24 protein-coding genes, 1 tRNA gene, 1 pseudogene and 1 CRISPR repeat array are annotated in these 24279 nt (G+C 63.4%); of the genes and pseudogenes, 8 read left to right on the top strand and 18 right to left on the bottom strand.

The annotated features are described in order from the left end of the window. Positions 1-7 precede the first annotated feature (7 nt). Positions 8-2458, top strand: a complete 2451-nt coding sequence (locus K3A84_RS16405; protein ID WP_225010430.1) for a TonB-dependent receptor — start codon at positions 8-10, stop codon at positions 2456-2458. Between the two features lie 126 nt (positions 2459-2584). Here K3A84_RS16405 and K3A84_RS16400 read toward each other — a convergent pair whose 3' ends face one another. Then, positions 2585-3568: an AraC family transcriptional regulator gene (locus tag K3A84_RS16400; protein ID WP_225010429.1), complete on the bottom strand. Its 984-nt coding sequence runs from the start codon at positions 3566-3568 to the stop codon at positions 2585-2587. 62 nt (positions 3569-3630) lie between these two features. Beyond that, on the bottom strand, positions 3631-4365 hold the full coding sequence (locus K3A84_RS16395) for an aspartate/glutamate racemase family protein (RefSeq protein ID WP_225010428.1): 735 nt from the start codon (positions 4363-4365) through the stop codon (positions 3631-3633). A gap of 327 nt (positions 4366-4692) precedes the next feature. Between K3A84_RS16395 and K3A84_RS16390 the strand changes: the two genes are divergently transcribed. Next, the gene (locus K3A84_RS16390) at positions 4693-5052 is read left to right on the top strand and encodes a hypothetical protein (RefSeq protein WP_225010427.1); all 360 of its coding nucleotides are present in this window, start codon (positions 4693-4695) and stop codon (positions 5050-5052) included. Next, positions 5049-6239, top strand: a complete 1191-nt coding sequence (locus tag K3A84_RS16385) for an aromatic ring-hydroxylating oxygenase subunit alpha (protein WP_225010426.1) — start codon at positions 5049-5051, stop codon at positions 6237-6239. The genes K3A84_RS16390 and K3A84_RS16385 overlap by 4 nt, the downstream gene beginning before the upstream one ends. Before the next feature lie 32 nt (positions 6240-6271). Here K3A84_RS16385 and K3A84_RS16380 read toward each other — a convergent pair whose 3' ends face one another. From K3A84_RS16380 to K3A84_RS16355, 6 genes are all read right to left on the bottom strand, one after another. Next, positions 6272-7177: a LysR family transcriptional regulator gene (locus K3A84_RS16380; protein ID WP_225010425.1), complete on the bottom strand. Its 906-nt coding sequence runs from the start codon at positions 7175-7177 to the stop codon at positions 6272-6274. Positions 7178-7420: 243 nt separating this feature from the next. Next, a complete protein-coding gene (locus K3A84_RS16375) occupies positions 7421-7723 on the bottom strand; it encodes a non-heme iron oxygenase ferredoxin subunit (RefSeq protein WP_225010424.1) in 303 nt (100 codons plus the stop codon). A 40-nt stretch (positions 7724-7763) separates the two neighbouring features. Next, positions 7764-8249, bottom strand: a complete 486-nt coding sequence (locus K3A84_RS16370; protein WP_225010423.1) for a nuclear transport factor 2 family protein — start codon at positions 8247-8249, stop codon at positions 7764-7766. Then, on the bottom strand, positions 8249-8626 hold the full coding sequence (locus K3A84_RS16365; protein ID WP_225010422.1) for a hypothetical protein: 378 nt from the start codon (positions 8624-8626) through the stop codon (positions 8249-8251). Before K3A84_RS16365 ends, K3A84_RS16370 begins: the two co-directional genes overlap by 1 nt. A 21-nt stretch (positions 8627-8647) precedes the next feature. After that, positions 8648-9868: an aromatic ring-hydroxylating oxygenase subunit alpha gene (locus K3A84_RS16360; protein ID WP_225010421.1), complete on the bottom strand. Its 1221-nt coding sequence runs from the start codon at positions 9866-9868 to the stop codon at positions 8648-8650. 164 nt (positions 9869-10032) lie between these two features. After that, positions 10033-11340, bottom strand: a complete 1308-nt coding sequence (locus tag K3A84_RS16355; RefSeq protein ID WP_225010420.1) for an acetamidase/formamidase family protein — start codon at positions 11338-11340, stop codon at positions 10033-10035. An 805-nt stretch (positions 11341-12145) separates the two neighbouring features. Continuing rightward, a CRISPR array of direct repeats spans positions 12146-12439; the repeat unit is 31 nt; unit sequence GTTTCGATCCACGCCCCCGCGAAGGGGCGAC. A gap of 1 nt (position 12440) precedes the next feature. On the opposite strand from K3A84_RS16355, the pseudogene K3A84_RS16350 reads away from it, so the two are divergent. After that, a pseudogene (locus K3A84_RS16350) lies at positions 12441-12659 on the top strand (integrase core domain-containing protein); the annotation flags it as partial. Positions 12660-12678: 19 nt separating this feature from the next. Next, positions 12679-12951 carry a helix-turn-helix transcriptional regulator gene (locus K3A84_RS20650; RefSeq protein ID WP_404823172.1) on the top strand — a complete coding sequence of 91 codons (273 nt, stop codon included), beginning with the start codon at positions 12679-12681 and terminating at the stop codon, positions 12949-12951. A 4-nt stretch (positions 12952-12955) separates the two neighbouring features. On the opposite strand, the gene K3A84_RS16340 is transcribed toward K3A84_RS20650, so the two are convergent. Together K3A84_RS16340 and K3A84_RS16335 are read right to left on the bottom strand one after the other, a co-directional pair. Next, the gene (locus tag K3A84_RS16340) at positions 12956-14317 is read right to left on the bottom strand and encodes a tyrosine-type recombinase/integrase (protein WP_225010419.1); all 1362 of its coding nucleotides are present in this window, start codon (positions 14315-14317) and stop codon (positions 12956-12958) included. A 151-nt stretch (positions 14318-14468) separates the two neighbouring features. Beyond that, positions 14469-14558 (bottom strand) — tRNA-Ser (locus K3A84_RS16335). Positions 14559-14704: 146 nt separating this feature from the next. Between K3A84_RS16335 and hspQ the strand changes: the two genes are divergently transcribed. After that, positions 14705-15085, top strand: a complete 381-nt coding sequence (gene hspQ, locus K3A84_RS16330) for a heat shock protein HspQ (protein ID WP_225010418.1) — start codon at positions 14705-14707, stop codon at positions 15083-15085. 33 nt (positions 15086-15118) lie between these two features. On the opposite strand, the gene K3A84_RS16325 is transcribed toward hspQ, so the two are convergent. After that, positions 15119-16018 carry an ABC transporter permease gene (locus K3A84_RS16325; RefSeq protein WP_225010417.1) on the bottom strand — a complete coding sequence of 300 codons (900 nt, stop codon included), beginning with the start codon at positions 16016-16018 and terminating at the stop codon, positions 15119-15121. A 91-nt stretch (positions 16019-16109) separates the two neighbouring features. Between K3A84_RS16325 and K3A84_RS16320 the strand changes: the two genes are divergently transcribed. Both K3A84_RS16320 and K3A84_RS16315 read left to right on the top strand, forming a co-directional pair. Further along, on the top strand, positions 16110-16811 hold the full coding sequence (locus K3A84_RS16320) for a GcrA family cell cycle regulator (RefSeq protein ID WP_225010416.1): 702 nt from the start codon (positions 16110-16112) through the stop codon (positions 16809-16811). A 98-nt stretch (positions 16812-16909) separates the two neighbouring features. Next, a complete protein-coding gene (locus tag K3A84_RS16315; RefSeq protein WP_225010415.1) occupies positions 16910-18106 on the top strand; it encodes a GGDEF domain-containing protein in 1197 nt (398 codons plus the stop codon). A gap of 137 nt (positions 18107-18243) precedes the next feature. On the opposite strand, the gene pnp is transcribed toward K3A84_RS16315, so the two are convergent. The 7 genes from pnp to K3A84_RS16280 form a co-directional block, all read right to left on the bottom strand. Beyond that, positions 18244-20577, bottom strand: a complete 2334-nt coding sequence (gene pnp / locus K3A84_RS16310) for a polyribonucleotide nucleotidyltransferase (RefSeq protein ID WP_225010414.1) — start codon at positions 20575-20577, stop codon at positions 18244-18246. A 161-nt stretch (positions 20578-20738) separates the two neighbouring features. Continuing rightward, positions 20739-21008, bottom strand: a complete 270-nt coding sequence (rpsO, locus tag K3A84_RS16305; RefSeq protein ID WP_225010413.1) for a 30S ribosomal protein S15 — start codon at positions 21006-21008, stop codon at positions 20739-20741. A 5-nt stretch (positions 21009-21013) separates the two neighbouring features. After that, positions 21014-21928, bottom strand: coding sequence for a tRNA pseudouridine(55) synthase TruB (truB, locus tag K3A84_RS16300; protein WP_225010412.1), 915 nt, complete (start codon positions 21926-21928; stop codon positions 21014-21016). Positions 21929-21934: 6 nt separating this feature from the next. Beyond that, complete coding sequence (locus tag K3A84_RS16295) at positions 21935-22636, bottom strand: site-2 protease family protein (RefSeq protein WP_225010411.1); 702 nt, start codon at positions 22634-22636, stop codon at positions 21935-21937. Next, a complete protein-coding gene (locus tag K3A84_RS16290) occupies positions 22633-23184 on the bottom strand; it encodes a GNAT family N-acetyltransferase (protein ID WP_225010410.1) in 552 nt (183 codons plus the stop codon). The genes K3A84_RS16295 and K3A84_RS16290 overlap by 4 nt, the downstream gene beginning before the upstream one ends. Beyond that, positions 23181-23597 (bottom strand): 30S ribosome-binding factor RbfA, encoded by a 417-nt coding sequence (rbfA, locus tag K3A84_RS16285; RefSeq protein ID WP_225010409.1) that lies wholly within the window; start codon positions 23595-23597, stop codon positions 23181-23183. Before rbfA ends, K3A84_RS16290 begins: the two co-directional genes overlap by 4 nt. A gap of 2 nt (positions 23598-23599) precedes the next feature. Then, positions 23600-24136 (bottom strand): DUF1697 domain-containing protein, encoded by a 537-nt coding sequence (locus K3A84_RS16280; RefSeq protein WP_225010408.1) that lies wholly within the window; start codon positions 24134-24136, stop codon positions 23600-23602. Positions 24137-24279 lie beyond the last annotated feature (143 nt).

Genomic DNA, 24279 nt, shown 5'->3' with positions numbered 1-24279 from the left:
GACACTAATGCAAATCAACCGCAGGCCGGTACGCCGGTCAAAATGCAGGGGGGAATGTATGGTGTTTTCAAAAGCGCGACTGCGCATCGCCGGTTTCTGTGCAGCTGTCAGCGCCGCATGCATATCACCGGGGCTCGCGCAAGCGCAGTCCACAGGTTCCGATCAGACAGAAAGCCGTGCCGATCTGCTTGGCAGCGACATCGTCGTCACGGCCCGCAAGCGCGAGGAAAGCGCGCAATCGGTGCCACTTGCCATTTCGGCGTTTTCGGGCAAGTCCATCGAAGCGCGCGGCGTGCAGAAGATCGACGGCATTGCGACCTTCACGCCGAACATGACGTTCCAAAACAACCCCAGTTTCGGGGGTGCCGGATCTTCGGCCGCCATTTACATTCGCGGGATCGGCCAGAAGGAGTTCCTGCCAACCACCGAGCCTGGCGTCGGTGTCTATGTCGACGGTGTCTACGTCGCCCGCTCGGTCGGCGCGCTGCTTGACCTCGTCGATGTCGAGCGGGTCGAAGTGCTCCGCGGACCGCAGGGCACCCTGTTTGGGCGTAACACCATCGGTGGCGCCATCAGCGTGACGACCCGCAAGCCCACCGACACCTTCTCGGGAAGCCTGCAGGCCATTACCGGGCGGTACAGCCGGATGGATGCCAAGGCGGTGATCAACGCGCCCCTGGCAGAAGGGCTCTATTCCAAGGTATCGATCGCCACTTTCAACCGCGATGGCTACGTGCGCCATCTGGTCGATGGGCGGGATCTGGGCGATACCGGCACGCTGACCGGAAGGCTCGATCTGCGTTGGCAGGCCGGCGATGCCCTCGAACTGAACTTTGCCGTCGAAGGTACTCGCGATCGCACCAACGGACCGGCCTTTGTCCTCCACAAGGTCAATTACCAGTCGAAGATTTTCAACCCGCAAAATCTACCGATGCTGCCTCCCGGCAGCACCCCGGTTGAGGGATCCTACGTCGTCAACCCGCCGTTCGATGCGCCGACGGACAACTTCGCCCTGCTGCACAATTATTTTGCAACGCTGCTCGGCGGCCAACCATGCCTGGGATTCACCCCCTATTCGCCGCAGGGCAGCGGGGCTGCGTGCTTCAGCGATCGTTTCCTCGTCGGCTCCCACGCCACAGCAGGGACCGGCCCGCAATATTCGCGCAACGACCTCTGGGGCGCGCAACTGGGGGCAGACTGGGATCTCGGCCCCATCCAGTTGAAGTCGATTACTGCCTACCGCGAAGTGCATGGCAACTACGCCCGCGACGGGGATCATTCGCCTTTCACGATCCTGCAACTGGCCGACATCCTTACCCAAAGCCAGTTCAGTCAGGAATTCCAGCTGCTCGGCAAAACCGCAGATGACCGCCTCAAGTATGTCCTCGGCCTTTATTATTTCAAGGAAAAGGGCAATAACATCAACACGCTCGACTTCACGCCGGTGACCTTCCGGTCAGGCGGACGGTTCGACACCGAGAGTTATGCAGCCTTTGGCCAGGCAACCTGGTCGCCCATCGAGGCGGTCGATCTCACGGTCGGCCTGCGATACACGGATGATCGCAAATCTTTCCTGCCCGACCAGGAGATCCTGGTCGACAAGACAGGTGGCGCCCTGATTGCGGCCAGCCCCAATACGCCCCAGGCCCGCATCCTCCCGTTTGTGCGCGTCCATCTCAACGAGAATGCCACGACACCCACGGCAACGATCTCGTGGAAGGTCACGGGCAGCGCGCTGCTCTATGCGACCTATTCGAAGGGGTTCAAGAGCGGTGGCTTCGTCCAGCGCGTGTTCCCTGCCCGGGACAGCGTTCCGACCTTCTCGCCCGAACGGGCCGAAGCCTTCGAGATCGGTTTCAAGTCCAAGCTACTGGATAACCACCTGACGTTCAACGCCGCAGCGTTCCTGACGAAGTACGACGATCTGCAGGTGCAGGTCTTCACCGGCATTGCCCCTGTCACAAAGAATGCCGCCTCTGCCGAGATCCGCGGCCTTGAAGTCGAAACAAGGCTTTCGGCGGGCAGCGGGTGGTTCCTCGAAGGGAGCCTCGGCTATCTCGACCCGAAATTCACCAAGGTCGATCCGGCCGCGACGGAGATCACACTGGCGTCCAGCTTCGAGCGCGTCTCGAAGTGGACCATCAGCGCCGCCGTGTCCAAGAGCATCGCATTCGCCAATGGTGGCGAACTGACCGCGCGGGGGGACTGGTCCTACCGTTCGGGCGCCTTCATGGATGCGCTCAATTCACCCGAACTGTTCCAGCCGGCCTACAGCCTGTTCAACGCCAACCTCACCTATGAATTTCCCGGCAAGACCATCTCGGTCTTCGCCGCGATCACCAACCTGACCGACAAGCGCTATCTGCAGACCGGCGTTTATGGCTCCTCGTTCGGGCTCTACGAGCATCTCTACGCCCGGCCCCGCGAGTGGTCTGCAGGCATCAAGTGGTCGTTCTGATCCGGCCGATCAAAAACCGATGGCAAAAAGAAGGACACGGGCAGCAACAAAGCTGCCCGCGTCTTTTCGCATCAGTGACCCAGCCTCTTCCTGCACGGCGCTGCCCGCGCAGCAAGGGTTCTGGCTTCAGTGGTGTCCCATGCGCTTAAGCGTTGCCGAAGGCCGTTCGCCAAAGCGATCAGTGTAATCACGCGCGAACTTGGAAAGGTGGGTGAACCCACAGGCCAGCGCCACCTCGGTCACGGTCAGGCCGCTTTCGGCGCCCGCCTGCAGTTGTCGCTGGGCGAGCGACAGGCGGCAGTTCTTGAGATAGGCCATCGGCGTGGTGCCGCGAAACCGGCGAAAGCCGGTGTGCAGCGAACGCGCCGAAACACCCGAGACAGCAATCATCTCATCCAGCGAGATCGGATCGGCCGCGTGGTGGCGGATGAACTCCTCGACGCGGCGGACATAATAGGGCGCCGGTGCCGCTGCCGGCGTATTGAAGAGTTCGGAATGATTGTGCGGCACCGCTGCCAGCAATAGTCGCTGCAACGCCTGCTCGACCGCTCCCACAGCCCGGGTGTGGCTGAAGGCCGAGGAACCCTCGTCGAGATCGTCGCAGATCGTCCGAATAAGCTGAGCAAAACTGACAGCAGCGCCCGCAAGAGGCACTGGGGTGCTGCAAAAGCGCAGGTCGCTCGCTTTTGCGCCCAGCTCCTGCGAAAGTGCGGCTTCAAGGCCGGACTGCGACATCTTGACGGTGAAATGCTTGTAGCCTTCCCCGAACACCTGCTGCACCCGTTCGCCCGGATTGAGCACGCACATCTGGCCCGGTGCCAGATCGAACGAGCGGTTGTTCTGGGTGATCCTGACCGCACCGACGAGCGAGAACTGGACCAGGTAGAGATCCTCCATCGGCGGAATGTCGACCACGATCCGGCCATAGGGGTTGCCGTAATCGGTCGCGTTGAATGTCACGGAACGCAGCGATGCGTGGTGATGCCTGAAATCGATCGGGGGCCGCCCACCTTCGAGCCGCAGGTCGTGGGGGCAGAACATCTGGCTCATGTGGGAGTGAACCTGATCGATGTCTCTCGACACGAGCCGGGCAAAATTGGCCAGCGGCATCCCGCTTCCGTCCCACCTGCTTTGCGCTAGTGCAGGCACCATAACGCGTCCCCCCCTTTTTTTCATTCGGGCCGATCAGGCCCCAGAACCACTCCATCCATCATGACCTCAGGCGATGGGTAGGCCCGCTTGCTCTGCGCCAGCCCGAGCGAGAGCAGCATCTCGCAGGTCTTGAGTCCCACAAGACCCGGGTTGAGCACCGGCACCGGCAAGCGCTCTGCGAGATACTGATGCGACTGGTGCATCGTGGTCGATCCAAGGATGAGCACATCTGCGCCATCTTCGTCGAGTGCCTTTTGCGCAGCTTCCAGCAAGAGCGGAAAAACGCTATCCTCCTTGCCTGCGAGCAGCTCGCTGGTGTCGGGGCGAACGCCGATCGATCGGACCGAAGCGAGTTTGCCCTGCAGACCATTGTCCGCCAGCACCTTGTCGTAGAGCCAGCGCCATCGGTCCCACATGCTCAGGATCGAAAATCGGCGTCCGAGTTGAGCGGCAAGTGCATAGGTCGCCTGCGCGGTGCCGACGACAGGGATCGACAGGCGGGAGCGGAGCGCCGCCACACCGGAATCGCTCATCGAGTTCACGCAGACCGCATGGCAACCATCCGCCTCGGCCGTGGCCCCGGCCTCGAGACAGAAAGCGTCGGCGATCGCGCCTTCGTACAGCGATCCCAGCGCACCGCCGCCGCGCGCTGCACAGACCACCTCGATCGATACCTCCGGGCTCATAAGACCTGCCGGAACCTGCGCCGCAAAGGCACGCAGGGCATCCTCGGGAACCGGCACCGGGACGATCATCCTGATTCTTTTCTGACGCAACGCAGAACCTCGCATCTGTGAGCCTTCGCGCGCCCGGCGTGCCTCCCGCACGGATGGCGACATCGGCCTGACAGAGGCATCGTGTCGCAAGCTTCCGAGGACGTCCAATACTGAATTGTGACGATCAGCAGACCGTAAAGGTATGACAGCGGACGCCATCCCATGCGGTTGTCCGCGCCTTCCCGTCAATCTCTGGACCAGCCATTTCAGCAGTCAGCGGTCAGCCCCTGCGTCGACGGGATAGCCCGCGTCCGTGGAACGGCGCAGCCTCTGCCAACCACCAAGGGCACCTGCCGAGAGGGTATCGTGAACGACATCCAGCTACCTGAGCAATTTGCCGACCTTGTGCGGTTCCTGCCATGGGCGCGGCCTACCGAGGTTCAGCGCAACGACCAGCGCTGGTCCTCCACGCTCGCGGAAAGCCAGGCCTTCTATACCACCATGCTCGAACGCGGCCCTGCGGCTCTCGAGTACCTCAACCGGCTTCCCCTCCACGATATCAGGGGAGCCGATCGCACGCTGCTCAACATGTGCCTGGCCCTCGCGGAATGCTCGGCAACGGTGGAAATGTACGAAAATCCTCAGCCCAAATACGTCTTTCCCATCGCCCGGTTCGTGCCCGTGCACGACACTTGGGATGCAGGCTCGAAGGGAGCTGCGTCATGACCACGCCGCCATGCCGTTTCATGGACCGCTACCCCGAAGAGGGCCGCGATCCGATCCCGGTCGAACGCTATACGTCGCCGGAATACTTCGAGCTGGAACGCGAGCGGGTGTTCCGGCGCAAGTGGCTCAACGTCGGCAATGTGCTCGAGGCGCCCAAGCCCGGCGACTACTTCGTTGCCGAACTGAAGGTGCTCGATACCTCGCTGCTCATCATCCACGGCAAGGACGGCAAGTTCCGCGCCTTCCACAACATGTGCTCGCACCGCGGCGCACCGGTTGCCTGGGACAAGCAGGGGTCGTGCAAGGGCTATCTCGCGTGCCGCTTCCACGGGTGGGTCTACGACACCGCCGGCAAGCTCGTGCACATGTCCGACGCCGCCAACTTCCCTGGCGTCAAGCCGGAAGAGAACGGCCTGACGCCGGTCCATTGCGAAGTCTGGGAAAGCTTCGTCTTCGTCAATCTCGCCCCCACACCCGAGGAAACGCTGACCGAGTACCTCGCCCCGGTCTCCGGTGAGATCGGGCGCTACGACTTCAGTGGCTTCACCCCTGCCTTTTCCTATCGCATCGACGAGGCGGTGAATTGGAAGACACTCCAGGAAGCCCAGCTTGAAGGCTGGCACCTGCCCTACTTGCACGAGAAGACCCTGGCACGCGCGGTCAAGTCCGAAGGCAACCAGTATCGCCACGCCAGCATTGAACTGTTCGGCCTCCATGGCGTGCTGGGTTCGCCGCCGCCTGACAGTTTCACGCCACCGCCGACGGCGGAACTTGCCAGCCGCTTCGGCACCGGAACGGTCCAGGCCTTCGGCGCGAAAGTGGACCAGGGCAGCGAAGGCTACAACTTCCGCGGGTCATTCGACTTCTGGCACATCTTCCCGAACTTCTTCGTGGGCCTGCTCAACGGCCTGTACTTCACGTTCAACATCTGGCCGGTAGCGGTTGATCGCAGTGTATGGGAGATCAAGGGCTATTACCCCCCGGTCCGCACCGCAGGCGAACTGTTCGCGCGCGAATACTCCAAGGTAGGTCTGCGCGATCCAATGATGGAGGATTGCTACACGCACGAGCTGATTTGCGCGCAGCTGAAATCCGGGGCCAAGCAGCACATCCACTTCCAGGACGAGGAAACGCTGGCCCGACATCTCGGCAACGGCGTCGAACTCTGCGTGCGCGGCCTTGCCTGACGCCAGGCGAGGCCGGGCCCCCGGCCTCGCGCCTAGCCATGTCCATGGGCCGATTTAGCATGTAGTTCGCAGCTGATGTCGATCAACGTCCCGAGTTCGGGCGTGATGTCGCCCATCCGATGCATCATCATGATCGGCGAGCGCGCGTTGCGATCGGCGATCGGCACATAGCGGACATCGTCGCGCCGGAGCCGCTGCACCGACTCCGGCACGATGCAAAAGCCGACATGCGCGGCCACAAGACCGATCGCCGTCTGCAGTTCGCGCACTTCCATGAGCCTTGTCACGCTAAGGCCAAGATCCTGGAAAGCGGCGAGGACCTGGTCGGCATAGCTTGGCCGGGCCGGGCGAGGATAGACGATGAGCGGTTCGGCCAGAAGCTGCTCGAGGCGCACCGCGCGCCCGCCCGCAACCAGCAGGTGATCGGCTGGCATGGCTGCGACGAGCGGTTCGTCCGCGAGTACGATGCGGCGAACCGCCGGATCTTCAACACGCAGCCTGCCGAAGCCCACGTCGATGCGGCCTTCCTTGAGCGCTGCGACCTGCTCGACCGAAGAACACTCAAGCAGCGACACCTCGGCTGTGGTAACGACGGCGCGGAACCGCCGGATCACCTCGGGCAGGTGTCCATAGAGAGTCGAGCCGACAAAGCCGATGACGAAACGGCGATGACCGGCACCCGACAAGCGACCGAGCATCGACTGGATCTGCTCCATGCCCGAAAGCACCTGCACCGCCTGCTCATGCAGCCAGCGTCCAGCTTCAGTCAGTTTCAACGGGCGACTCGATCTGTCGATGAGTTCGGCTCCCACCTCGTCCTCAAGCTGGCGGATCTGCCGGCTAAGGGGTGGCTGAGCCATGTTCAGTACGTGTGCCGCTCGCGTGAAATTCCGCTCCTGCGCAAGCGCGATGAAATACCGAAGCTGCCTCAGATCCATATGATACTCTCATGATATTTTCTGCTGATCTGGCGATCGGCAGAATTTCCCGCCAAATCACTAGAAAATTCCGAAACCGGAGACACCTTCACCATGCATCATGCGCGTGCAATATCCATACCTGAATCATCTGATCCAAATTGATTTCTGTTCTCAGGCCTGCGGGTCTTGATCGATAGACAAGCGGCCAAAAAGAAGGGAGGCGCCGGTCGCCCGACGCCTCCCTCAGTCAGGGTGGTCCGATTATCGCTCGATGAGAAGCTGGCCGTCCTGTTCGATCACGCTGTAGGACCTGATCGGCACCGAACATGGTGCCGCGCGCGGCTCCCCGGTGCTGATGCAGAACGATCCCATGTGAAACGGGCAGAAGATCTCTCCGTTTTCCACATAGCCTTCCGCCAGTGATGCTTCGCCATGAGTGCAAAGGTCATCGGTGCAATAGTAGGCGCCATTCCAGGAATAGACCGCAACGGCATGGCCGTCGTCCAGCACGACCCGCAACGGCTCGTCGGCAGGAACCTGTTCTGCCGGGCATAGTGTGAACACCCAATTCTCCTTGCTTTGAATTCTGGGACGGTTCCGCCTGTCAGACCGCAGGCACCTTGCCGGTCCACGCTTCCCCCGCCGGGCTGGCGATCCGTGGCACGAGCCGGACATGGTCGAACAGCCATGCCCCCTCATGCAGGCTCAACGCGCTGTCGTACCAACCGCCGTACCAGGTGTCCGCAAGGCTGCCGTCCGCCTGCTTCATCGTGGCCAGTTCCCAAAGGTACCAGCGACAGGTCGCATGCAGGCCATCGGCAGCGACCTCGATGAGGGGCGAGACCATGTAATGCATCGACCAGGTGACGAAGCTTCGGGCAAGTTCGGACAGGCCCGCTGCGATCGCCTCGCGTCCGATCAGGTGGGCGACACCGTCAAGAACCCATTGAGCATCGCTGGCAAACAGCGGCCCCAGAACCTCGGGATCGTTCTTCCGGTCGGCGCCGACCGCATAGGTTGCGACGAGCCTGCGAATCTCCTCGCAGGCTTCGATGCGTCGCAACCGCCGCTCGATGTCGGCGTGCGCCATCAACGCGGGCCGTTGGGCGGCAGCGCCTGCCAGGTGTTGTCCCGGCCATGCACCGCCACGAAGCGGGCTTCCTCGAAGGCATAAGGCACGCCGACCTGCCCGCGGTAGAACTCGATGTGCGGGGCTATCTCGGCCATGGCCAGCGCAATGTTGAAAATGCCGCGGTGCGTCTCGGGCAACTCGCCGAGCGGAAAGACATCGCACGCGTCCAGGATGGCCTCGATGTGCGGAAGCACGCCATCGTAGAACGCCTTGAGATCTTCCTCGCTTGCTTCGCGTCGGGCCCGCGTCCGCTCGTCGGCGGTGGCCAGATTCCAGCGACCGTAGCCGGACAGCGACTCGAAACCTGCCGGCACGCTCATCTGCTGTGTCATCATTTTCATTCCTTCCCGACGATCTCAGCCGTGCACGTAGTCATCGACGACCTTGCAGTTGTGGCGGATCAGGATCTCTTCATCCTGAAGATGCTGGACCTTCTTCGCGCCCGACAGCATCGCTCGATAGGTGTCCTCCATCGTCGCGGTGTCCTCGAGCCAGGCGTTGCGCTGCAGTACCATGGCGCGCTCGAAGCCCCAAAGTTCGCTGTGGGTGCGCGGCTTGTTGAGGTAGTATTTCCCCTCCCACAGCGTCTTGTCGTGCGAGATCGGCCAGAACTGGTGCGTGAACCAGATCCCCTCGGAAACATGCAGCAGTACGCTCGGGAACAGCACGCTCAGCTCAAAGGCCCAGTCGGCTTCGCGGTTCGGGTTGAGCGTGGGCGGTAGGCTCGATGCATTGCCCTGCGCGGCGAGGGAGCCGCGCGAACGCTGGTTTGCGAGATCCCCGATAGGGGTCTGCGGCAGATTGTCGACCTGAAGCCGGACCGAACAGGTGCGGTGCGGGCCAAACAGCTGCACGTCCTCGATCGGCCCTTCGAACACGTTCGGGAACGAGCCTGCATGGATGGTATCCACGTGATAGGCTTCGGCGAAGGCGTCGGAGGCTACCTTCCAGTTGCAGTTGAGCGTGGTGTGGTAGGTGAAACCATAGTCGCAGGCCGCAAAGTCGAACCCGCCGAAGTGGTCGGCATAACCACCAAGGAACTCATTGAGCGGCTGCACTGGCCCCGCATCCACGTTCACGAAGATGAACCCCGCCCAGGTGTCGCAATGCACCTCGGTCAGGCCGTTCTCGGCCTTGTCGAAGCAGCTGTAGAAGCGCTCCTCCTGCGGCACGTTCACCAGCGCGCCCTTGGCGTCATAAACCCAGCCATGGAAGCGGCAGGTGACCACCCCAGCGCGGTTGCGGCCATAGGTTTCCTGCCCGGTTTCAGTCACCACGGTGTTGCCACGGTGCGAACAGGCATTGTGGAAAGCGCGGATGACGTTGTCCTTGCCGCGGATGATAATCACCGAAGTGTCGGCGCAATCCAGGCGGCGAACCTTGTAGGATCCAACTTCAGGAACTTCGCGCTCAAGTGCGACATAGAGCCACTGTTTCTTGAAGATCCGAGCCTTTTCCTTCTCGTAGTATTCAGGGTCGATGTAAGGCGTCACCGGTAGGGGCTCCTGCCCCAGTTCCGGATACTTCCGCGCCCAGCGCCCCGGCGCCTTGTCGATCTGTTCTGCCTGCGTTGCCATGTTCGCTCTCCTGCTCCCGCCAGTCGCCCAAGCGCCGGACGAGACCCGATCTGGATCAGCCGGACTGGCCCGGGTTCCCGCGCCGGTCAGCATGAAGGCCTGTTATCCCCGGCAGCAGGTGCGATCGCTATCCCGCGACCGCACTCCACTGTCCGGCAGGCGCACTATTGCGTTGAGCCGTACTGTTCCTCGACGAGGTGGAGGATGCCGAGACGCGAAAGGATCGACTTGGGACACATGAACGTCACGCGCACCACGCCGGGAAGGCGGCTGATCTCGATCGATCCAGCAATCGTTGCCCGGTTCATCACCTCTTCGTACGAAATTCCGGTGATGCGGGCAGCACGATCCAGGCCATTCTTGGTCGCATCGTTGAGGTTGGGCCCCGAGCCGATGAACGTGATCGGGGCATTATCCTCGATTTCGGCCTGCCCATACTTCTGGCCCAGGCGGCGGATGGCGGACTGCTCCCCGGCATCCATGGGCCGGGCAAGGAAAGGCAGATCGTCGGCATTCTGAAGCAGCATGGGCCCATCGAGCGCCAGGCCCTTGATCACCTCGACCTGCAGTTCAACTTCGCCAGCGACGTCGGTAGCATGCCCTGCCACCTCGCCATTGCCTTGCTGCGCATGCATGTCCCCCATGTAGATGCCACCGCCCGGCACCTTGACGGGGCAGATGAGGATGGCACCCTCGCGCACGCTATTGGTATCCATATGCCCGTCTGTCTTGTGCCGGTCGAGCTCCTCCTGAGTGAAGCTGTAGCCGTGCGGCGCATCGAGCAGGAAGGACCCGAAGTCCCCTGCGTTGTGCGAGTCCGGCAAATCGCGCGAGGGGCTGGTTCCGATGTTGCCGAGGAACGGCCGCATCCGCGCGGCGAGGCCGGAAATGTCGGCACGTGCCAGCGACAGGATGGAGTGCTGCCCGGAAGTATCGGGCAGCGCGGCATTCACCTTGGCATCCTGCGCGAGGACCTCGGCCACCTCCTTGCTCACCGTCAGCGACACCTGGTTCTCACGGTCGAGCACGATGACATAGCCATTGCTGAAGCGGAACGCGCTGACCTCTGCACCGCAATGGTCGCAATGGACGGCATCGTCGCCCACGCCCTCGATGTGGCTGCCAGGGCTGGTGGTGCCGCACGCAGGGCAGAGCTTCGCCACGAACGGATCGCCCAGATAGCGCCCATCCACAAATTCCATGACGCCGGATGATGTCGCAAGCGAAGTCACGCGGACCTTGCGCAGACGGATCGCGATCGCATCCCCGACCTCGGCGCCTTCGACCAATACCGGGCGCGTCACTTCGTGGCCGCCCTGGAACTTGGGCGTGATCATGGGCCCCCAGCAGCCCGGAGGCGTGCCAGTACGGATGATGCCACCATTGCGCACGGTCGCAGCTGGTTCGATACCCGGCCCGACGATCCCCCCGCTGTACTCGTAAACTCCGACCTCGTCGCGAACGCTTGCCATTGCCTGCTCCTTGAAACCATTGCGGCCCCAGGACTGTCGCGCTCGGGGCGCCGCGCCACACTGGTCATAGGAGCGCTACAAAGCCTCCCAAAAGGCCGCTAGCGCAGCAATTAGCCACCCAGCGAAGCAAACCGTCGGGGAGATGCAAAAGTCCGGTGCGCAGCGTTCAGGGGAACGCCGAAAGTGGCTCCGGGGCCATCAGCCTAGTGCGAAGCGTTCTATGCTCGCCAACGACCGCCACTCGGCCAGCGCGACCGTACGCCGAGCCTGTAAGCCTGGCGATCAAGGAGGTGGCGTTCGGGAAAATCCTGATGGCAGATTTAGGCGCGGATCGAGGCGGATGCCTGTAGCACAGCCATCTGTCTGAAATGCTGCGGCAGATTGCGGGCCACCAATCCAACCAACACCAATCAATTGATTTAAAGGCATTTCTTATGACTTGGCGGAGAGGGTGACCGTCACAAGGTGCAAGTTAAATGGCACAATTTCGTGGTTTTTGCGAAAATCTTTCTGATCTATACCCCCAAATATACCCCCATGAGAACGAGGGCTCAATTCCCGCCAGCTCGCGCCGCTTTCCACATCTCGAACTCGACCGCGTGCTTCAAGCACAGATCCTTACCCGGTGCAGGCGACGTCGTACGCCGCTCGCAGATCGGCGCGTCGCACGCCCCGCTTTTCCGGCCGTGCGCCTTCCGTCGCATTCGAGCGGAGCTGGGTGCTCGCACTTGCAACGTTTCCGCTTGCTCGAGGTGCAGACGAACCGCCGACCATCAACCGGGGCACGTTGGAAAACCACCCCAGCGTTTCGATCCACGCCCCCGCGAAGGGGCGACCGCCGCCCGCGCGCTGCTGTAAGCACCACGATAGTTTCGATCCACGCCCCCGCGAAGGGGCGACGCCAAGCTGCGTTGAGGTGTAGGCGAACGTCGTGTTTCGATCCACGCCCCCGCGAAGGGGCGACCCTTGAACTCGATCGCGAGCGACCGGTCGGCGGCGAGGTTTCGATCCACGCCCCCGCGAAGGGGCGACCCCTTTCGGCCCCATCGCGCCGACCGGGACCAACGCGTTTCGATCCACGCCCCCGCGAAGGGGCGAAGTGGGCCAGCGAAAACCGGGTCGAGTGGCACTACATCGATCCCGGCAAGCCGCAGCAGAATGCGTTCATTGAATCGTTCAATGGGTCGCTGCGCGACGAGTTCCTGAACGAGGAACTGTTCGACAGCTTGGCTGACGCCCGGCGCAAGCTGGCCGTCTGGCGCTACGACTACAACAACGTCCGGCCGCACTCATCCCTGGGGAACCGAACACCGGCACAAGCGCGTCGGGCGTTCCTGCATGATGGAAGCGTCACACCCGACGCGCTTGTGCCGGTGGAGCAGCACGAATATCAAACCGGCAGACTCTCGTTATGACCGCGGGACCAGCGGGGGGCAGGTCACCACCCGGCTCCTACGCATCGAGGACGTCATGCAGATGACGTCCCTTTCCCGCTCATATATCTATGCCTTGGCGGCGAGAGATCAGTTCCCCAAACCGTTGTCGCTCGGTCGAAAGTGCTCGCGCTGGCGGGAGGCCGATGTCCTCGAATGGATAGGCTCGCGCAGCTAAATCATCACGACACGGTGTTGGCGGGCTTACGCGGCACACGTACGGCCGTGTTGTTGGCCCATTTGGTCGGCTGCCCCAACTGAACTTCGGGCGGCCACATATCGGCCGTCAAAAGATCCGCCCATTCACGCGCCAACTCGCGCCGCCTCTCCATGTATGCAGCGCGATTGTATGCGCCTTCGACCTTGTTGGTCGGCACGTGAGCCAGCATCAGATCGATGATCGCACGATCGGGCGAAAGGCCGGTGTGGCCGGTCGCATGCCACGCCCTTTCGCAGCGTTCGTTCATGACGGTCGAAAAAGCCGCTCGGAACCCATGCGGCACGTGCCGCTGATAATAGCCGGCCCGGATCAGGAGAGCTCGCAACGTGTTTTCACTCATCGGTCGCGTCACGTGGCGATCGGAAGGGAAGACAAGCGGCAAATCACCATTGATGGCCTTGGTCGCCTTGATGACGGCGACAGCTTGCGGGGCCAGCGGGACAAGGTGGTCGCCAGCTCGATCGGCTTTTCGGTCGAGGTCACCCTTCATCCGCCAGGCCGGTATGCGCCACAATGGCGCGTCGCCATCGAGATCCTCGAACTCCTCCCATCGCGCGCCGCGAACCTCGCTCGGCCGCACCGCAGTAAGGGCAAGAAGGCGCAGTGCAAACTTGGTCGGCGCCCGGCACCGTTCCGCCTCGCAATCCACGATCAACTGCCGGAGTTTGTCCAGATCCACGATCGCCGGCTGCGGCTTGGCCTTCGCCTTTTGCGGTATCGCCAACGCGAGGTTCTGCGCCGGATCGGCCGTTACCATCGCGAGGGCTATACCATAGACGAAGATGGCGCTGATCCGTTGACGAAGCCGGTGCGCCGTCTCCACCGCCCCGCGGTCGACTACGGCCTGCAGCACCGAAAACACTTCCGGCGCCGTTATGTCGGCAATCGCCATGCTGCCGATCGCCGGGAAAACGTCCGCCTCGAGACTGGCCAGAACGTCCTCGGCATGCACCTTGGACCACCGGGCCTTCTGCAGCTTGTGCCAATCCCGCGCGACAGCTTCAAATCGAGGACGGACATCGGGCGGAGGCGCAGCGCGCTCGAACAGATCTTGCGGCCTCGGCTCTATGCCGCGTGCCAGAAGGGCCTTGGCCACATCGCGCGCATCGCGCGCCTGCCTCAGCGAAATCGCAGGGTAGCGCCCGATCGTCAGAGTCTTCTGAACCATCTTGCCCGCAGCATTGCGGCCGAACTGGTAGTTCATGCGCCACGACCGCCCGCCCGACGCGGAAACGTGCAGATAAAGCTGCTGCCCGTCGCTTAGCTTATAGGCAGCGCCAGTAGCCTTCGCACTGCGCACCTTGGTGTCGCTCAGGTCGCCCATACCATACGCCTCGAATCGCATACCATGGCCCGCACCATATCACGCGCCAGCACCATGAGAACAAATGCAGACTCATACAAAGGCAGCGCACGACGAAAAGCCCCGGAAATCGGGGATTTATGCGGTATCGAGATGTTTGGATCTGAGTAGGTGGCGGAGAGGGTGGGATTCGAACCCACGGTACGGTTGCCCGTACACCGCATTTCGAGTGCGGCGCATTCGACCACTCTGCCACCTCTCCGCGAAGTGTCATGGGAGGGACAAGCGCCACTCCCGGTCGGGAAGCGCGCCGTTAGCGCAAGGATTCAGGGCTTACAAGCGGAAAAGGCGATTTCATCCACTGCTGCTCGCTTGTTTCGCACCGGCAGCAAACCTATATCCGTATGCATGGATCGAACGAGCTTCTTTTCGCCCCAGGCTGGCCGCGAGGTTTCAGCGCCTCCCGTGGCGGAGGCGCGCTTCGGCATTGGCGAGGTTGTGCGCCACCGCTTGTTCGGATTCCGCGGCGTGGTGTTCGACATCGACCCGGTCTTCGCCAACAGCGAGGAATGGTACGAATCCATCCCGCAGGACATCCGCCCGCGACGCGACCAGCCCTTCTACCACCTGCTCGCCGAAAATGACGAGAACAGCTACGTCGCCTATGTCAGCCAGCAGAACCTGCTGGGGGATGCAGAGGCTGGGCCGGTGGATCACCCCTCGCTGGAACAGATGTTCGACGGCTTCCGCGACGGGCGGTATCGCCTGCGTCGCGGACTTTCGCACTGATCGCGCCGATCGCGCCGGACTGATCCCACAGGATCAGTTCTTCAGCTTCCATCCCGAACGCAGCAGCGCGTAAAGGCCCAGCGCCAGCACCGCATTGAGCAGCCCCAGCCCTAGCCCTCCGTGCATCACGGCCGCGTTGGTATCGCCGATGTCGCTCTGCCCCAGGAAGCCGAAGCGGAAGCCCGAGATCACGTAGAAGATCGGGTTCACGCGGCTGACCGCCTGGAACGCGGGGGCGAGGTTGCTGATCACGTAGAACGTGCCCGACAGCATGGACATCGGCGTGATGACGAAGTTGGTCACAGCGGCCAGATGGTCGAACTTTTCCGACCACATCGAGGTCGCCACGCCGATCAGCGACAGCAGGATCGAGCCCATCAGACCAAACCACACGACCGCCCAGGGGTGGCGGATTTCCAGGTTGACGCCCGGCCACAGCAGCATCGCACCATAAACGACCAGGCCCACCAGCACCGCCCGCGTCACTGCGGCGCCCACCAGCGCGGCCAGCAACTCGCCCTCCGAAATCGGCGGCATCAGATAGTCGATGATCGTGCCCTGGATCTTACCGCCCAGCAGGCCGAAGCTCGCGTTGGCAAAGGCGTTGTTGATCATGCCCATCGCGATAAGCCCCGGCGCGACGAAGCTGGCGAAGGGAACGCCCAGCACTTCGCGCCCGCCCCGCCCCATCGCCAGGGTGAAGATCATCAGGTAGAGCAGCGTCGTCACCGCAGGTGCCCAGATCGTCTGGGTCTGCACCTTGAAAAAACGGCGGACCTCCTTCATATAGAGGGTCCACAGCCCGAGCCTGTTGATGCTGCGGAACAGCGGCGTACCGGGGGCCGGGAAACCGCCAGCACGAACGGTTGCGGAAGTTCGGTTCTCCGGGGTCCGGGAAGATGCCCCTTCCAGGGGCGACGATTGATCAGCCATAGCGGGTGGGGTATCGCGCCCGCAGGCCGATGGCAAGTTACGGGACACGAAGGCAGCAGCGCCTTCCACCCCTTGAAGGAATTGTGAAGGCATGAGCTGGACGGAAGAGCGCATCGAGAAGCTGACCAAGATGTGGGAAGGCGGGGCCACCGCCAGCCAGATCGCAGACGAACTCGGCGGGGTCAGCCGCAACGCCGTGATCGGCAAGGCGCACCGCCTTGGACTGAAGGCCCGCCCTTCCCCGGTCAAGCCCAGCGACAAGGGGGACGTCACCGCCGTCGCCCCGGCACCCAAGGTCGCGAAACCCGCGCCTGCGCCAGAGCCGCGTCCGGCCCCCGCGCCAAGGCCGGTTGCCACGGCGCCGGTCGCGCCGCCGCCGGTCCCTACCCCGCGCCCTGTTCCGGCTCCCGCGCCGGCTCCTGCTGCCGAGGCTTCGGCTACGCCCGCCGCGCCGCAGCCGCGCATCGTCTCAGTCGGCCCTGGCGGCTTCCTGCGCCAAGGCCCCGGCGACCAGCAGGCGCCGATCCCGCCCGCGCCGCCGCGCCGCCTTGTGCCCGCGCGCCCCAGCCCGGAAATTGCCGACAAGACCAGCCTGCTGGACCTGAACGATCGCATCTGCCGCTGGCCTATGGGTCATCCTGGCGAACCGGACTTCCACTTCTGCGGTGAAAAGGTGAACCCCGGCTTTCCTTACTGCGTCGATCACTGCGGTCGGGCGTATCAGGCGCAATTGCCGCGCGGTCATCGCCGCCCGCCCCCGCCCATGCCGTTCGGGGGCCCCCGCGTCCGCTGATGCGCGTATGCCGGATGCAGGCGTAAAGGCAGGGTTACTGCCCCGCTACGCATCCGGTCGCAGTTAACCTCGTCGCTGGCGCGCCGTCCTGCCCGTGCATGAGCGATCATGATTCGGGGGACGGCGCCCGTCGCAGCCGCTGGCGGCAATGGTTTGGCATGCAGCCGGACGAGGACGACGAGGGACAAGAGCGGGGCGGGAACGCCCCGGGCTCGGCCAACGGCGCGCAGAGCGTCTATCGTGACCCGACCGCGCGCGAGATATGGCTTCCCGCCAAGCGACGGATGCTGGGCAAGGTCGCCGATTTCCTGATCGACCACGATCTCGAAGTGCTGCCCTTCACGCTCGGCATCGCCTACGATTGCGTCACCGGCGCCAGCCCGCGCCTTGCCCAGATGATCCTGGAACGCGCCGAAAAGGGCCTTCCGGTAACGCTGCGCTGGCTTGACGAGGCGGTGCGCGATGGCGGCCCAGCCAAGGCCGAGGAAACGCTGCACGACCTGATGGGCCAGTTGGAGGAAGGCCTCGCCAGCTTCGGCAACACGATGAAGGGCGCGCGCAGCGCTACCAGCCAATACAGTTCCGCGCTGCAGCGCCATGTCGATGACTTGCGCACCGCGACCTCGACCGACGGCATGATCGCGGAACTGACCGCCCTTACCCGCGCGATGATGGATCACACCCGCGTGATGGAGGGCGATCTTGCGCGCAGCGAGAAACACGCGCAGGAATTGCAGGCGACGCTGGAGGAAACCCGCCGCGCGGCCGATCAGGACCACCTCACCGGCCTTCCCAACCGCCGTGCTTTCGAACACATGTTCGACCGCGAATTGCGCGAGGCGCAGGCGGCGAAGGAGCCGCTGTCAATCGCCTTCGTCGACATCGACCACTTCAAGCGCATCAACGATACGCATGGCCACCCGGCGGGCGACCGCGTGCTGCGCGTCGTTGCCGAAACGCTCGACCGCATTTCCGACGCACGCTGCCACGTGGCGCGCCATGGTGGCGAGGAATTCGCCGTGCTGTTCCGCGGCCTCAGCTTGCAGCAGGCGTGGAAGCGGCTTGACGGCGCACGCGCGGAGATTGCCGAGCGCCGCCTTGTCAACCGCGCCACCGACATGCCGTTCGGGCAGATCACGTTTTCCGGTGGCCTTGCCGACGTATTCGCCTTTGCAGGCAAAAGCGCGGCGATGAAGGCGGCGGACGAAGCGCTTTACGCCGCCAAGGAACGTGGCAGGAACCGGATCCTCACAGCGGGCGGGGAAACGGGTGAGCCTCTGAAGAAGGCCGCCTGACGAGCATTGCGGAAGGGTGCGCGGCGGCGCTGCCCATCCCGCTGTGACTGACCTTTGCGGCGCAAGCCCCGCACCAACAGAAAAAGGCCCGCGATCGCTCGCGGGCCTTTCCCTTTTTCAGCTCTCGCCTCGGACGATCAGTCGTCCGACTTGAGGAACGCCGGCATGTGGTCGGGCGCCGGGCCGTCGTCGCGATCGCGACGCGTGCCACGATCGCCGCCTTCACGGCGGGGGCCACGGTCGCCACCTTCGCGGCGCGGACCACGGTCACGGTCGCCACCACGGCCGCCGCCGGGGCCACGACGATCACCACCGCGATCACCACGATCGCCGCGCGGTTCACGCGGTTCGCGCGCCGGGCGGGTGTCTTCCAGTTCAGCGCCGGTTTCCTGGTCGACGACGCGCATCGACAGGCGGACCTTCCCGCGCGGGTCGATCTCGAGGACCTTGACCTTCACGGCCTGGCCTTCCTTGACGACGTCGGTCGGCTTTTCCACGCGCTCGTTCTTCATTTCGCTGACATGGACGAGACCGTCCTTGCCGCCCATGAAGTTCACGAAAGCGCCGAAGTCGACGATGTTGACGACCTTGCCGTCATAGATCTTGCCGACTTCCGCTTCCTCGACGATGCCGAGGATCCAGTTCTTGGCAGCTTCGATCTGGCCGAGGTCGGACGAGCTGATCTTGATCAGGCCTTCGTCGTCGATGTCGACTTTGGCGCCGGTGGTGGCGACGATCTCGCGGATCACCTTGCCGCCGGTGCCGATCACGTCGCGGATCTTCGACTTGTCGATCTGCAGCGTCTCGATGCGCGGAGCGTGCGCCGAAAGCTCGGTGCGCGCTTCGCCCAGCGCCTTGGTCATCTCGTTCAGGATGTGCGCGCGGCCTTCGGAAGCCTGCTTCAGCGCGACTTCGAAGATTTCGCGCGTGATGCCGGCAACCTTGATGTCCATCTGCATCGTGGTGATGCCTTCGGACGTGCCCGCCACCTTGAAGTCCATGTCGCCGAGGTGATCCTCGTCGCCCAGGATGTCCGAAAGGACGGCGAATTCGCTGCCTTCCAGGATCAGGCCCATGGCGATGCCCGAAACCGGACGCTTCACCGGAACGCCCGCGTCCATCATCGAAAGACAGCCGCCGCAGACGGTGGCCATCGACGACGAACCGTTCGATTCGGTCACGTCCGACAGGACGCGGATGGTGTAGGGGAACTCTTCCTTGGTCGGTAGCACGGGGTGCAGCGCACGCCAGGCGAGCTTGCCATGACCCACTTCGCGACGGCCCGGAGCGCCGAAACGGCCGACTTCGCCAACCGAGTACGGCGGGAAGTTGTAGTGGAGCATGAAGCTCTCGTAGCGCAGGCCTTCCAGCCCGTCGATCATCTGCTCCGCATCCTTGGTGCCCAGCGTGGTGGTGCAGATGGTCTGCGTTTCACCGCGCGTGAACAGCGCCGAGCCGTGGGTGCGCGGCAGGAAGCCGACCATCGCTTCGATCGGGCGGACCTGCGTGGTGGTGCGACCGTCGATGCGCTGGCCGTCCTTGAGAATCGCGCCACGGACGATGTCGGCTTCCACCTTCTTCATCGTCTTGATCGCGACCATCTGGGTCTGCGGCGTTTCATCGGCGAATGCGGCCTTGGCCTTGGCGCGGGCCGCATTCAGCGCGTTCGAACGCGCCGACTTGTCGGTCAGCTTGTAGGCGGCGGCAACGTCGGCGCCGACGATGTCCTTGAGCTTCTTCTTGATGTCGGCGGTGTTATCCGACAGGTCGACTTCCCAGGGCTCCTTCGCGGCCTTTTCGGCCAGCTGGATGATCCCGCCGATGACCTTGCGGATTTCGTCGTGCGCGAACAGCACGGCGCCGAGCATCTCGTCTTCGCTCAGTTCCTTGGCTTCCGATTCCACCATCATCACAGCGGTGTCGGTGGCGGCCACGACGAGGTCGAGGCGACCGTCGGCGAGCGCGGCATCCTGCTTCGGATTCAGCACGTATTCGCCATCGATGAAGCCGACGCGCGCAGCGGCGATCGGGCCCATGAACGGCACGCCCGAGATGGTCAGCGCAGCCGAGGCGGCGATCATCGCGACGATATCGGGTTCGGTCTCGCCGTCATAGCTCAGGACCTGGGCGATGACGTTGATTTCGTTGTAGAATCCTTCGGGGAACAGCGGACGGACCGGACGGTCGATCAGGCGGGAAACCAGCGTTTCCTTTTCCGTGGCGCCGCGTTCGCGCTTGAAGAAGCCACCCGGGATGCGCCCGGCGGCCGAATACTTTTCCTGGTAGTGCACGGTCAGCGGGAAGAAGTCCTGGCCTTCCTTCACCGACTTGGCGGCCGTGACCGCGCAGAGCACCACGGTTTCACCGTAAGTGGCAAGGACCGCGCCGTCGGCCTGACGGGCAATGCGGCCGGTTTCGAGGGTGAGGGTCTTTCCGCCCCATTCCATCGATACGGTTTTGACGTCGAACATTTCGTTTCCTTCAGCCCGCGAGCCCTATTGCTGGCGGGGTTTGCTGCCGGGGATACCGTCCCGGTCCGGTGTGGGGCACTTGGTCCGGCCCCGGAGGCGCCATGCCGAATTGCATGGGCGCCCAAAAGCAAAAGCGGCCCACTTGGGGCCGCTCCGCTTGATTACTTACGAAGACCGAGCTTCTGGATCAGCGCGTTGTACCGATCGACATCCTTCTTCTTCAGGTAGTCGAGCAGCGAGCGGCGCTTGTTGACCATCATCAGCAGGCCACGACGCGAGTGATTGTCCTTGTGGTGGGCCTTGAAGTGCTCGGTCAGGGTTTGAATGCGGCTGGTCAGGATCGCAACCTGGACTTCCGGCGAGCCGGTGTCGTTGGCGGCGCGGGCATTGCCCTGGATGACTTCCTGCTTCTTTTCCGCGGTAATCGACATTGTATTTACTCCGCGACATCCGAAAGGTTGAACCCGCGAACAACGGTCAGGCTTCCGCCCGAAAGCTCCACGAGCGCGACCGGCACTTTGCCCAGCCTTGCCCAGAAAAGCCCATCGTTGCAGGGCAATCCCGTAAGAACGCGGCCCTGTCGGACCGCCCTTGCCTGCTCGGGATCGAGGTCTAGAGCCGGGATGTCGACCAGCCCTGCCTCCAGCGGCAAGAGTACGTGTTCAAGGGGCGCGCCTTTACCCACATCGTTGAGTTTGTCCAGCGAAATCGCGTGCCCCAGATCGAATGGCCCGGCGCGCAGGCGGCGCAGCATGGTGACGTGGCCCACCGTGCCGAGCGCGCGCGCGATATCGCGCGCCAGACTGCGGACATAGGTGCCCTTGGAAACGTGCGCGACAAGCGTGGCGGACTCCAGCGCATCGTCCGGTCCCTCGGTGCTTTCGAGCATCAGCGCATGGATCGTGACCGTGCGCGTAGGCATCGCCACGTCCTCTCCCGCGCGGGCGCGATCATAGGCGCGCTGGCCGTCGATCATCAGCGCGGAATAGGCCGGGGGCACCTGTTCGATGGTATCCTGAAAGGCACCTAAAGCGACTTGAAGCGCACCTAGCGCAGGCCGAACGTCACTGACAGCTATTCTTTTGCCTTCGAGATCCAGGGTATCGGTCTCTTCCCCGAAGCGCACCGTGAAGGCGTATTCCTTGCTCGCATCAAGCATCCGCCCGGCGAGCTTCGTGGCCTCGCCGATGGCAATGGGCAGCACGCCCGTCGCAAGCGGGTCGAGCGTGCCGCCATGTCCGACCTTGACCTTGCCGTGCCCGGCCTGCCGCAAGTTGCGCTTCACCGCCGCGACGCCCTGCGTCGAACCGAGTTCCAGCGGCTTGTCGAGAATGATCCAGCCATCGACCATGGGACGTTACATCGGCTCCGGCCCGGCGGCCCAGGATGCGACATTCTGGTACTGTTCGACCAGCCACTGCACCGGGGGCAGCACGATCCGGTCGACTAGGTGCAGGCCGGGGACGAGATAGGGAAGGACGAGGAAAATCCCCATGAACAGCAGGATTCCGTAAGGCTCGATCCGGTCCATCACCCGCGCCGCGCCCATCGGCAAAAGCCCGCGCAGGATGCGCGAACCGTCAAACGGGGGCAGTGGGATCAGGTTGAACATGCCAAGGAAGGCATTGATCATGATGAAGTTCTGCAGGTTGTCCGCGACGAAGCGGGTCCACAGGGCCGGCTGTGCCTGACCATCCGCCACCCGGACCAGCAGGCCCAGCGCGACGGCTGAAAGCAGCGCCAGCACGAAATTGGTGACCGGCCCCGCCGCCCCGACGATTGCCATGTCGCGCTTGGGGTTGTTCAGGCGGTTGTAGTTCACCGGCACCGGCTTGGCCCAGCCGAACACCGGCAGCCCCATCAGTCGCAGCGCGCCGGGCAGCAGGATGGTGCCCACAGGATCGACATGGCGCAGCGGGTTGAGGCTCAGGCGGCGGCGCTCCCACGCGGTCGGATCGCCCAGCGCGCGCGCAGCCCAGCCGTGCGCGACTTCGTGGAAGACGATGGCGAAGACCAGCGGCAGGACCAGCGTGGCGACGTCGTAGAGCGTTGCATTCATGAGGTTCGGGCCAGCCATTCGTCGCGCAGCACGCTGAACGATACCGTATCTCGGACATGGCCGGTCCACGTCTTGCGCTCGTGTCGCAGCACGCCTTCGCGCACCGCGCCGAGCTTCATCACGGCGGCCTGGCTGCGGCCGTTGCGCGCATCGACCTTGAAGCCGACCCGCTCCAGCCCGCAGGCGAAGGCGTGGTCGAGCATCAGCTTCTTGAGCCGCGAATTGAACCCACTGCCACGCAAGGCGGGCGCGATGTAGCTGTTGCCGATCTCGATCGACCAGCCCGGCTGGCCGTGCTCGATCCATGCGGTCATGCCGACCACTTCGCCCAACCGACACACCGCGTAGGCACGACGGGGCGGCGGTGCGGCCAGCAGGCCATCGAACTGGGAATCGAACGCAGCGCCTTCATAGGAATAAGGATAGATCTGCCATATCTCGCGATCTTGCGCACAGGCCGCGCGCAAGGGTTCGCGATGGTCTTCGCACAGCAGTTCGAGGCGCAGGTCGCCTTCGGACAGCGGGACGTACAGTGCCTCGTCGTTCATTCTGCGCCGTCGGCTTCCCCGTCGGCCTCGATATCGCGCTTCACGCGCGGATCGGCGAGCAGCATGTCGATGCGGCCGGCCTCGTCGAAGCTTTCGTCGGGCAGGAACTTGATCTTCGCCGCGTACTTCAGCTTGAGCTTGCCGGCCACTTCCTTCTGGAAATAGGCGGTGTTGGTGCGCAGCGCCTTCAACACCTGGTCCTCGTCCTTGCCCAGCAGCGCCTTCACGAAGACGGTGGCATGGCGCAAGTCAGGCGACATCCTCACTTCGGTGACCAGAACGGTGTGCCCGGTCAGCACCTCGTCGTGGACGGCCTGGCGCGCGAGCAGTTCGGAAATAACGTGGCGCACCTGTTCGCCCACCTTGAGCAGGCGGACGGAACGGGTTTCTGGGGAGGTCTGATGCTTGGCCAACTCTAACTCATCTTAGCAAGGATACGGGCGATCGAGCGCACGTTGCGCGCGGTGCCCCGGCAGCCGAGCCGCCGTTCGATGAAGGCACTGGTCAGCTTGCTGCCCGCCACCCCATCGACGAAATCGATATAGAGACTGCGATTACCGATTGCGAGCTTTTCAGGCCCGCGCGGCGCGTAGTCCGCCGCCAGTTTCTCGAACGCAGCGGGATCAGGCTGGCATTGGAGGAACATCGTATGCACGCGATCATCCGCGCCAACGCCGGTGAACGGATTGCCTTCCACCGCCTCCGCAATCGCGGCGCGATCGCATACGGCAACGAAGCTGTCGATGTCGAAGCGATCCTGCATGACGTGGGCGAACAGGTCTTCCAGCCCTTCGAGCGGGCGATCGTCATAATCGAACAGCAGGTTGCCGCTGGCGATCACGGTTTCGAGGCCCTCCAGCCCCTCGCGCTCGAACGCCCAGCGCAAGTCGGCCATGGTCAGTCGGTTGCCGCCGACATTGATCGAGCCGAACAGGGCGACATATCGGGTCATTACGGAGGGGATGCTTTCTTGAAGTGGATGGGTTCGGGTGCTATTTAACGCAAATCACTGCGGTTGAAATTTTCATTTCGCCATCCCGGAGCCCGGACGCTGCTACGTCCGGGCTCTTTTGGTATCAGGTGTGCCGCTGCTAC

The sequence above is a fragment of the Novosphingobium percolationis genome (assembly GCF_020179425.1).
Taxonomy (GTDB): domain Bacteria; phylum Pseudomonadota; class Alphaproteobacteria; order Sphingomonadales; family Sphingomonadaceae; genus Novosphingobium; species Novosphingobium percolationis.
This window is presented reverse-complemented; position numbering and strand designations above follow the sequence as displayed.

What these genes read in the sequence shown, in the direction of transcription:
- K3A84_RS16405 (WP_225010430.1), top strand. Translation starts at nt 8, where the DNA reads ATGCAAATCAACCGCAGGCCGGTACGCCGGTCAAAATGCAGGGGGGAA.
- K3A84_RS16400 (WP_225010429.1), bottom strand. Translation starts at nt 3,568, where the DNA reads ATGCCGCTGGCCAATTTTGCCCGGCTCGTGTCGAGAGACATCGATCAG.
- K3A84_RS16395 (WP_225010428.1), bottom strand. Translation starts at nt 4,365, where the DNA reads ATGATCGTCCCGGTGCCGGTTCCCGAGGATGCCCTGCGTGCCTTTGCG.
- K3A84_RS16385 (WP_225010426.1), top strand. Translation starts at nt 5,049, where the DNA reads ATGACCACGCCGCCATGCCGTTTCATGGACCGCTACCCCGAAGAGGGC.
- K3A84_RS16380 (WP_225010425.1), bottom strand. Translation starts at nt 7,177, where the DNA reads ATGGATCTGAGGCAGCTTCGGTATTTCATCGCGCTTGCGCAGGAGCGG.
- K3A84_RS16370 (WP_225010423.1), bottom strand. Translation starts at nt 8,249, where the DNA reads ATGGCGCACGCCGACATCGAGCGGCGGTTGCGACGCATCGAAGCCTGC.
- K3A84_RS16365 (WP_225010422.1), bottom strand. Translation starts at nt 8,626, where the DNA reads ATGATGACACAGCAGATGAGCGTGCCGGCAGGTTTCGAGTCGCTGTCC.
- K3A84_RS16360 (WP_225010421.1), bottom strand. Translation starts at nt 9,868, where the DNA reads ATGGCAACGCAGGCAGAACAGATCGACAAGGCGCCGGGGCGCTGGGCG.
- K3A84_RS16355 (WP_225010420.1), bottom strand. Translation starts at nt 11,340, where the DNA reads ATGGCAAGCGTTCGCGACGAGGTCGGAGTTTACGAGTACAGCGGGGGG.
- K3A84_RS20650 (WP_404823172.1), top strand. Translation starts at nt 12,679, where the DNA reads ATGATGGAAGCGTCACACCCGACGCGCTTGTGCCGGTGGAGCAGCACG.
- K3A84_RS16340 (WP_225010419.1), bottom strand. Translation starts at nt 14,317, where the DNA reads ATGGGCGACCTGAGCGACACCAAGGTGCGCAGTGCGAAGGCTACTGGC.
- hspQ (WP_225010418.1), top strand. Translation starts at nt 14,705, where the DNA reads ATGGATCGAACGAGCTTCTTTTCGCCCCAGGCTGGCCGCGAGGTTTCA.
- K3A84_RS16325 (WP_225010417.1), bottom strand. Translation starts at nt 16,018, where the DNA reads ATGGCTGATCAATCGTCGCCCCTGGAAGGGGCATCTTCCCGGACCCCG.
- K3A84_RS16320 (WP_225010416.1), top strand. Translation starts at nt 16,110, where the DNA reads ATGAGCTGGACGGAAGAGCGCATCGAGAAGCTGACCAAGATGTGGGAA.
- K3A84_RS16315 (WP_225010415.1), top strand. Translation starts at nt 16,910, where the DNA reads ATGAGCGATCATGATTCGGGGGACGGCGCCCGTCGCAGCCGCTGGCGG.
- pnp (WP_225010414.1), bottom strand. Translation starts at nt 20,577, where the DNA reads ATGTTCGACGTCAAAACCGTATCGATGGAATGGGGCGGAAAGACCCTC.
- rpsO (WP_225010413.1), bottom strand. Translation starts at nt 21,008, where the DNA reads ATGTCGATTACCGCGGAAAAGAAGCAGGAAGTCATCCAGGGCAATGCC.
- truB (WP_225010412.1), bottom strand. Translation starts at nt 21,928, where the DNA reads ATGGTCGATGGCTGGATCATTCTCGACAAGCCGCTGGAACTCGGTTCG.
- K3A84_RS16295 (WP_225010411.1), bottom strand. Translation starts at nt 22,636, where the DNA reads ATGAATGCAACGCTCTACGACGTCGCCACGCTGGTCCTGCCGCTGGTC.
- K3A84_RS16290 (WP_225010410.1), bottom strand. Translation starts at nt 23,184, where the DNA reads ATGAACGACGAGGCACTGTACGTCCCGCTGTCCGAAGGCGACCTGCGC.
- K3A84_RS16280 (WP_225010408.1), bottom strand. Translation starts at nt 24,136, where the DNA reads ATGACCCGATATGTCGCCCTGTTCGGCTCGATCAATGTCGGCGGCAAC.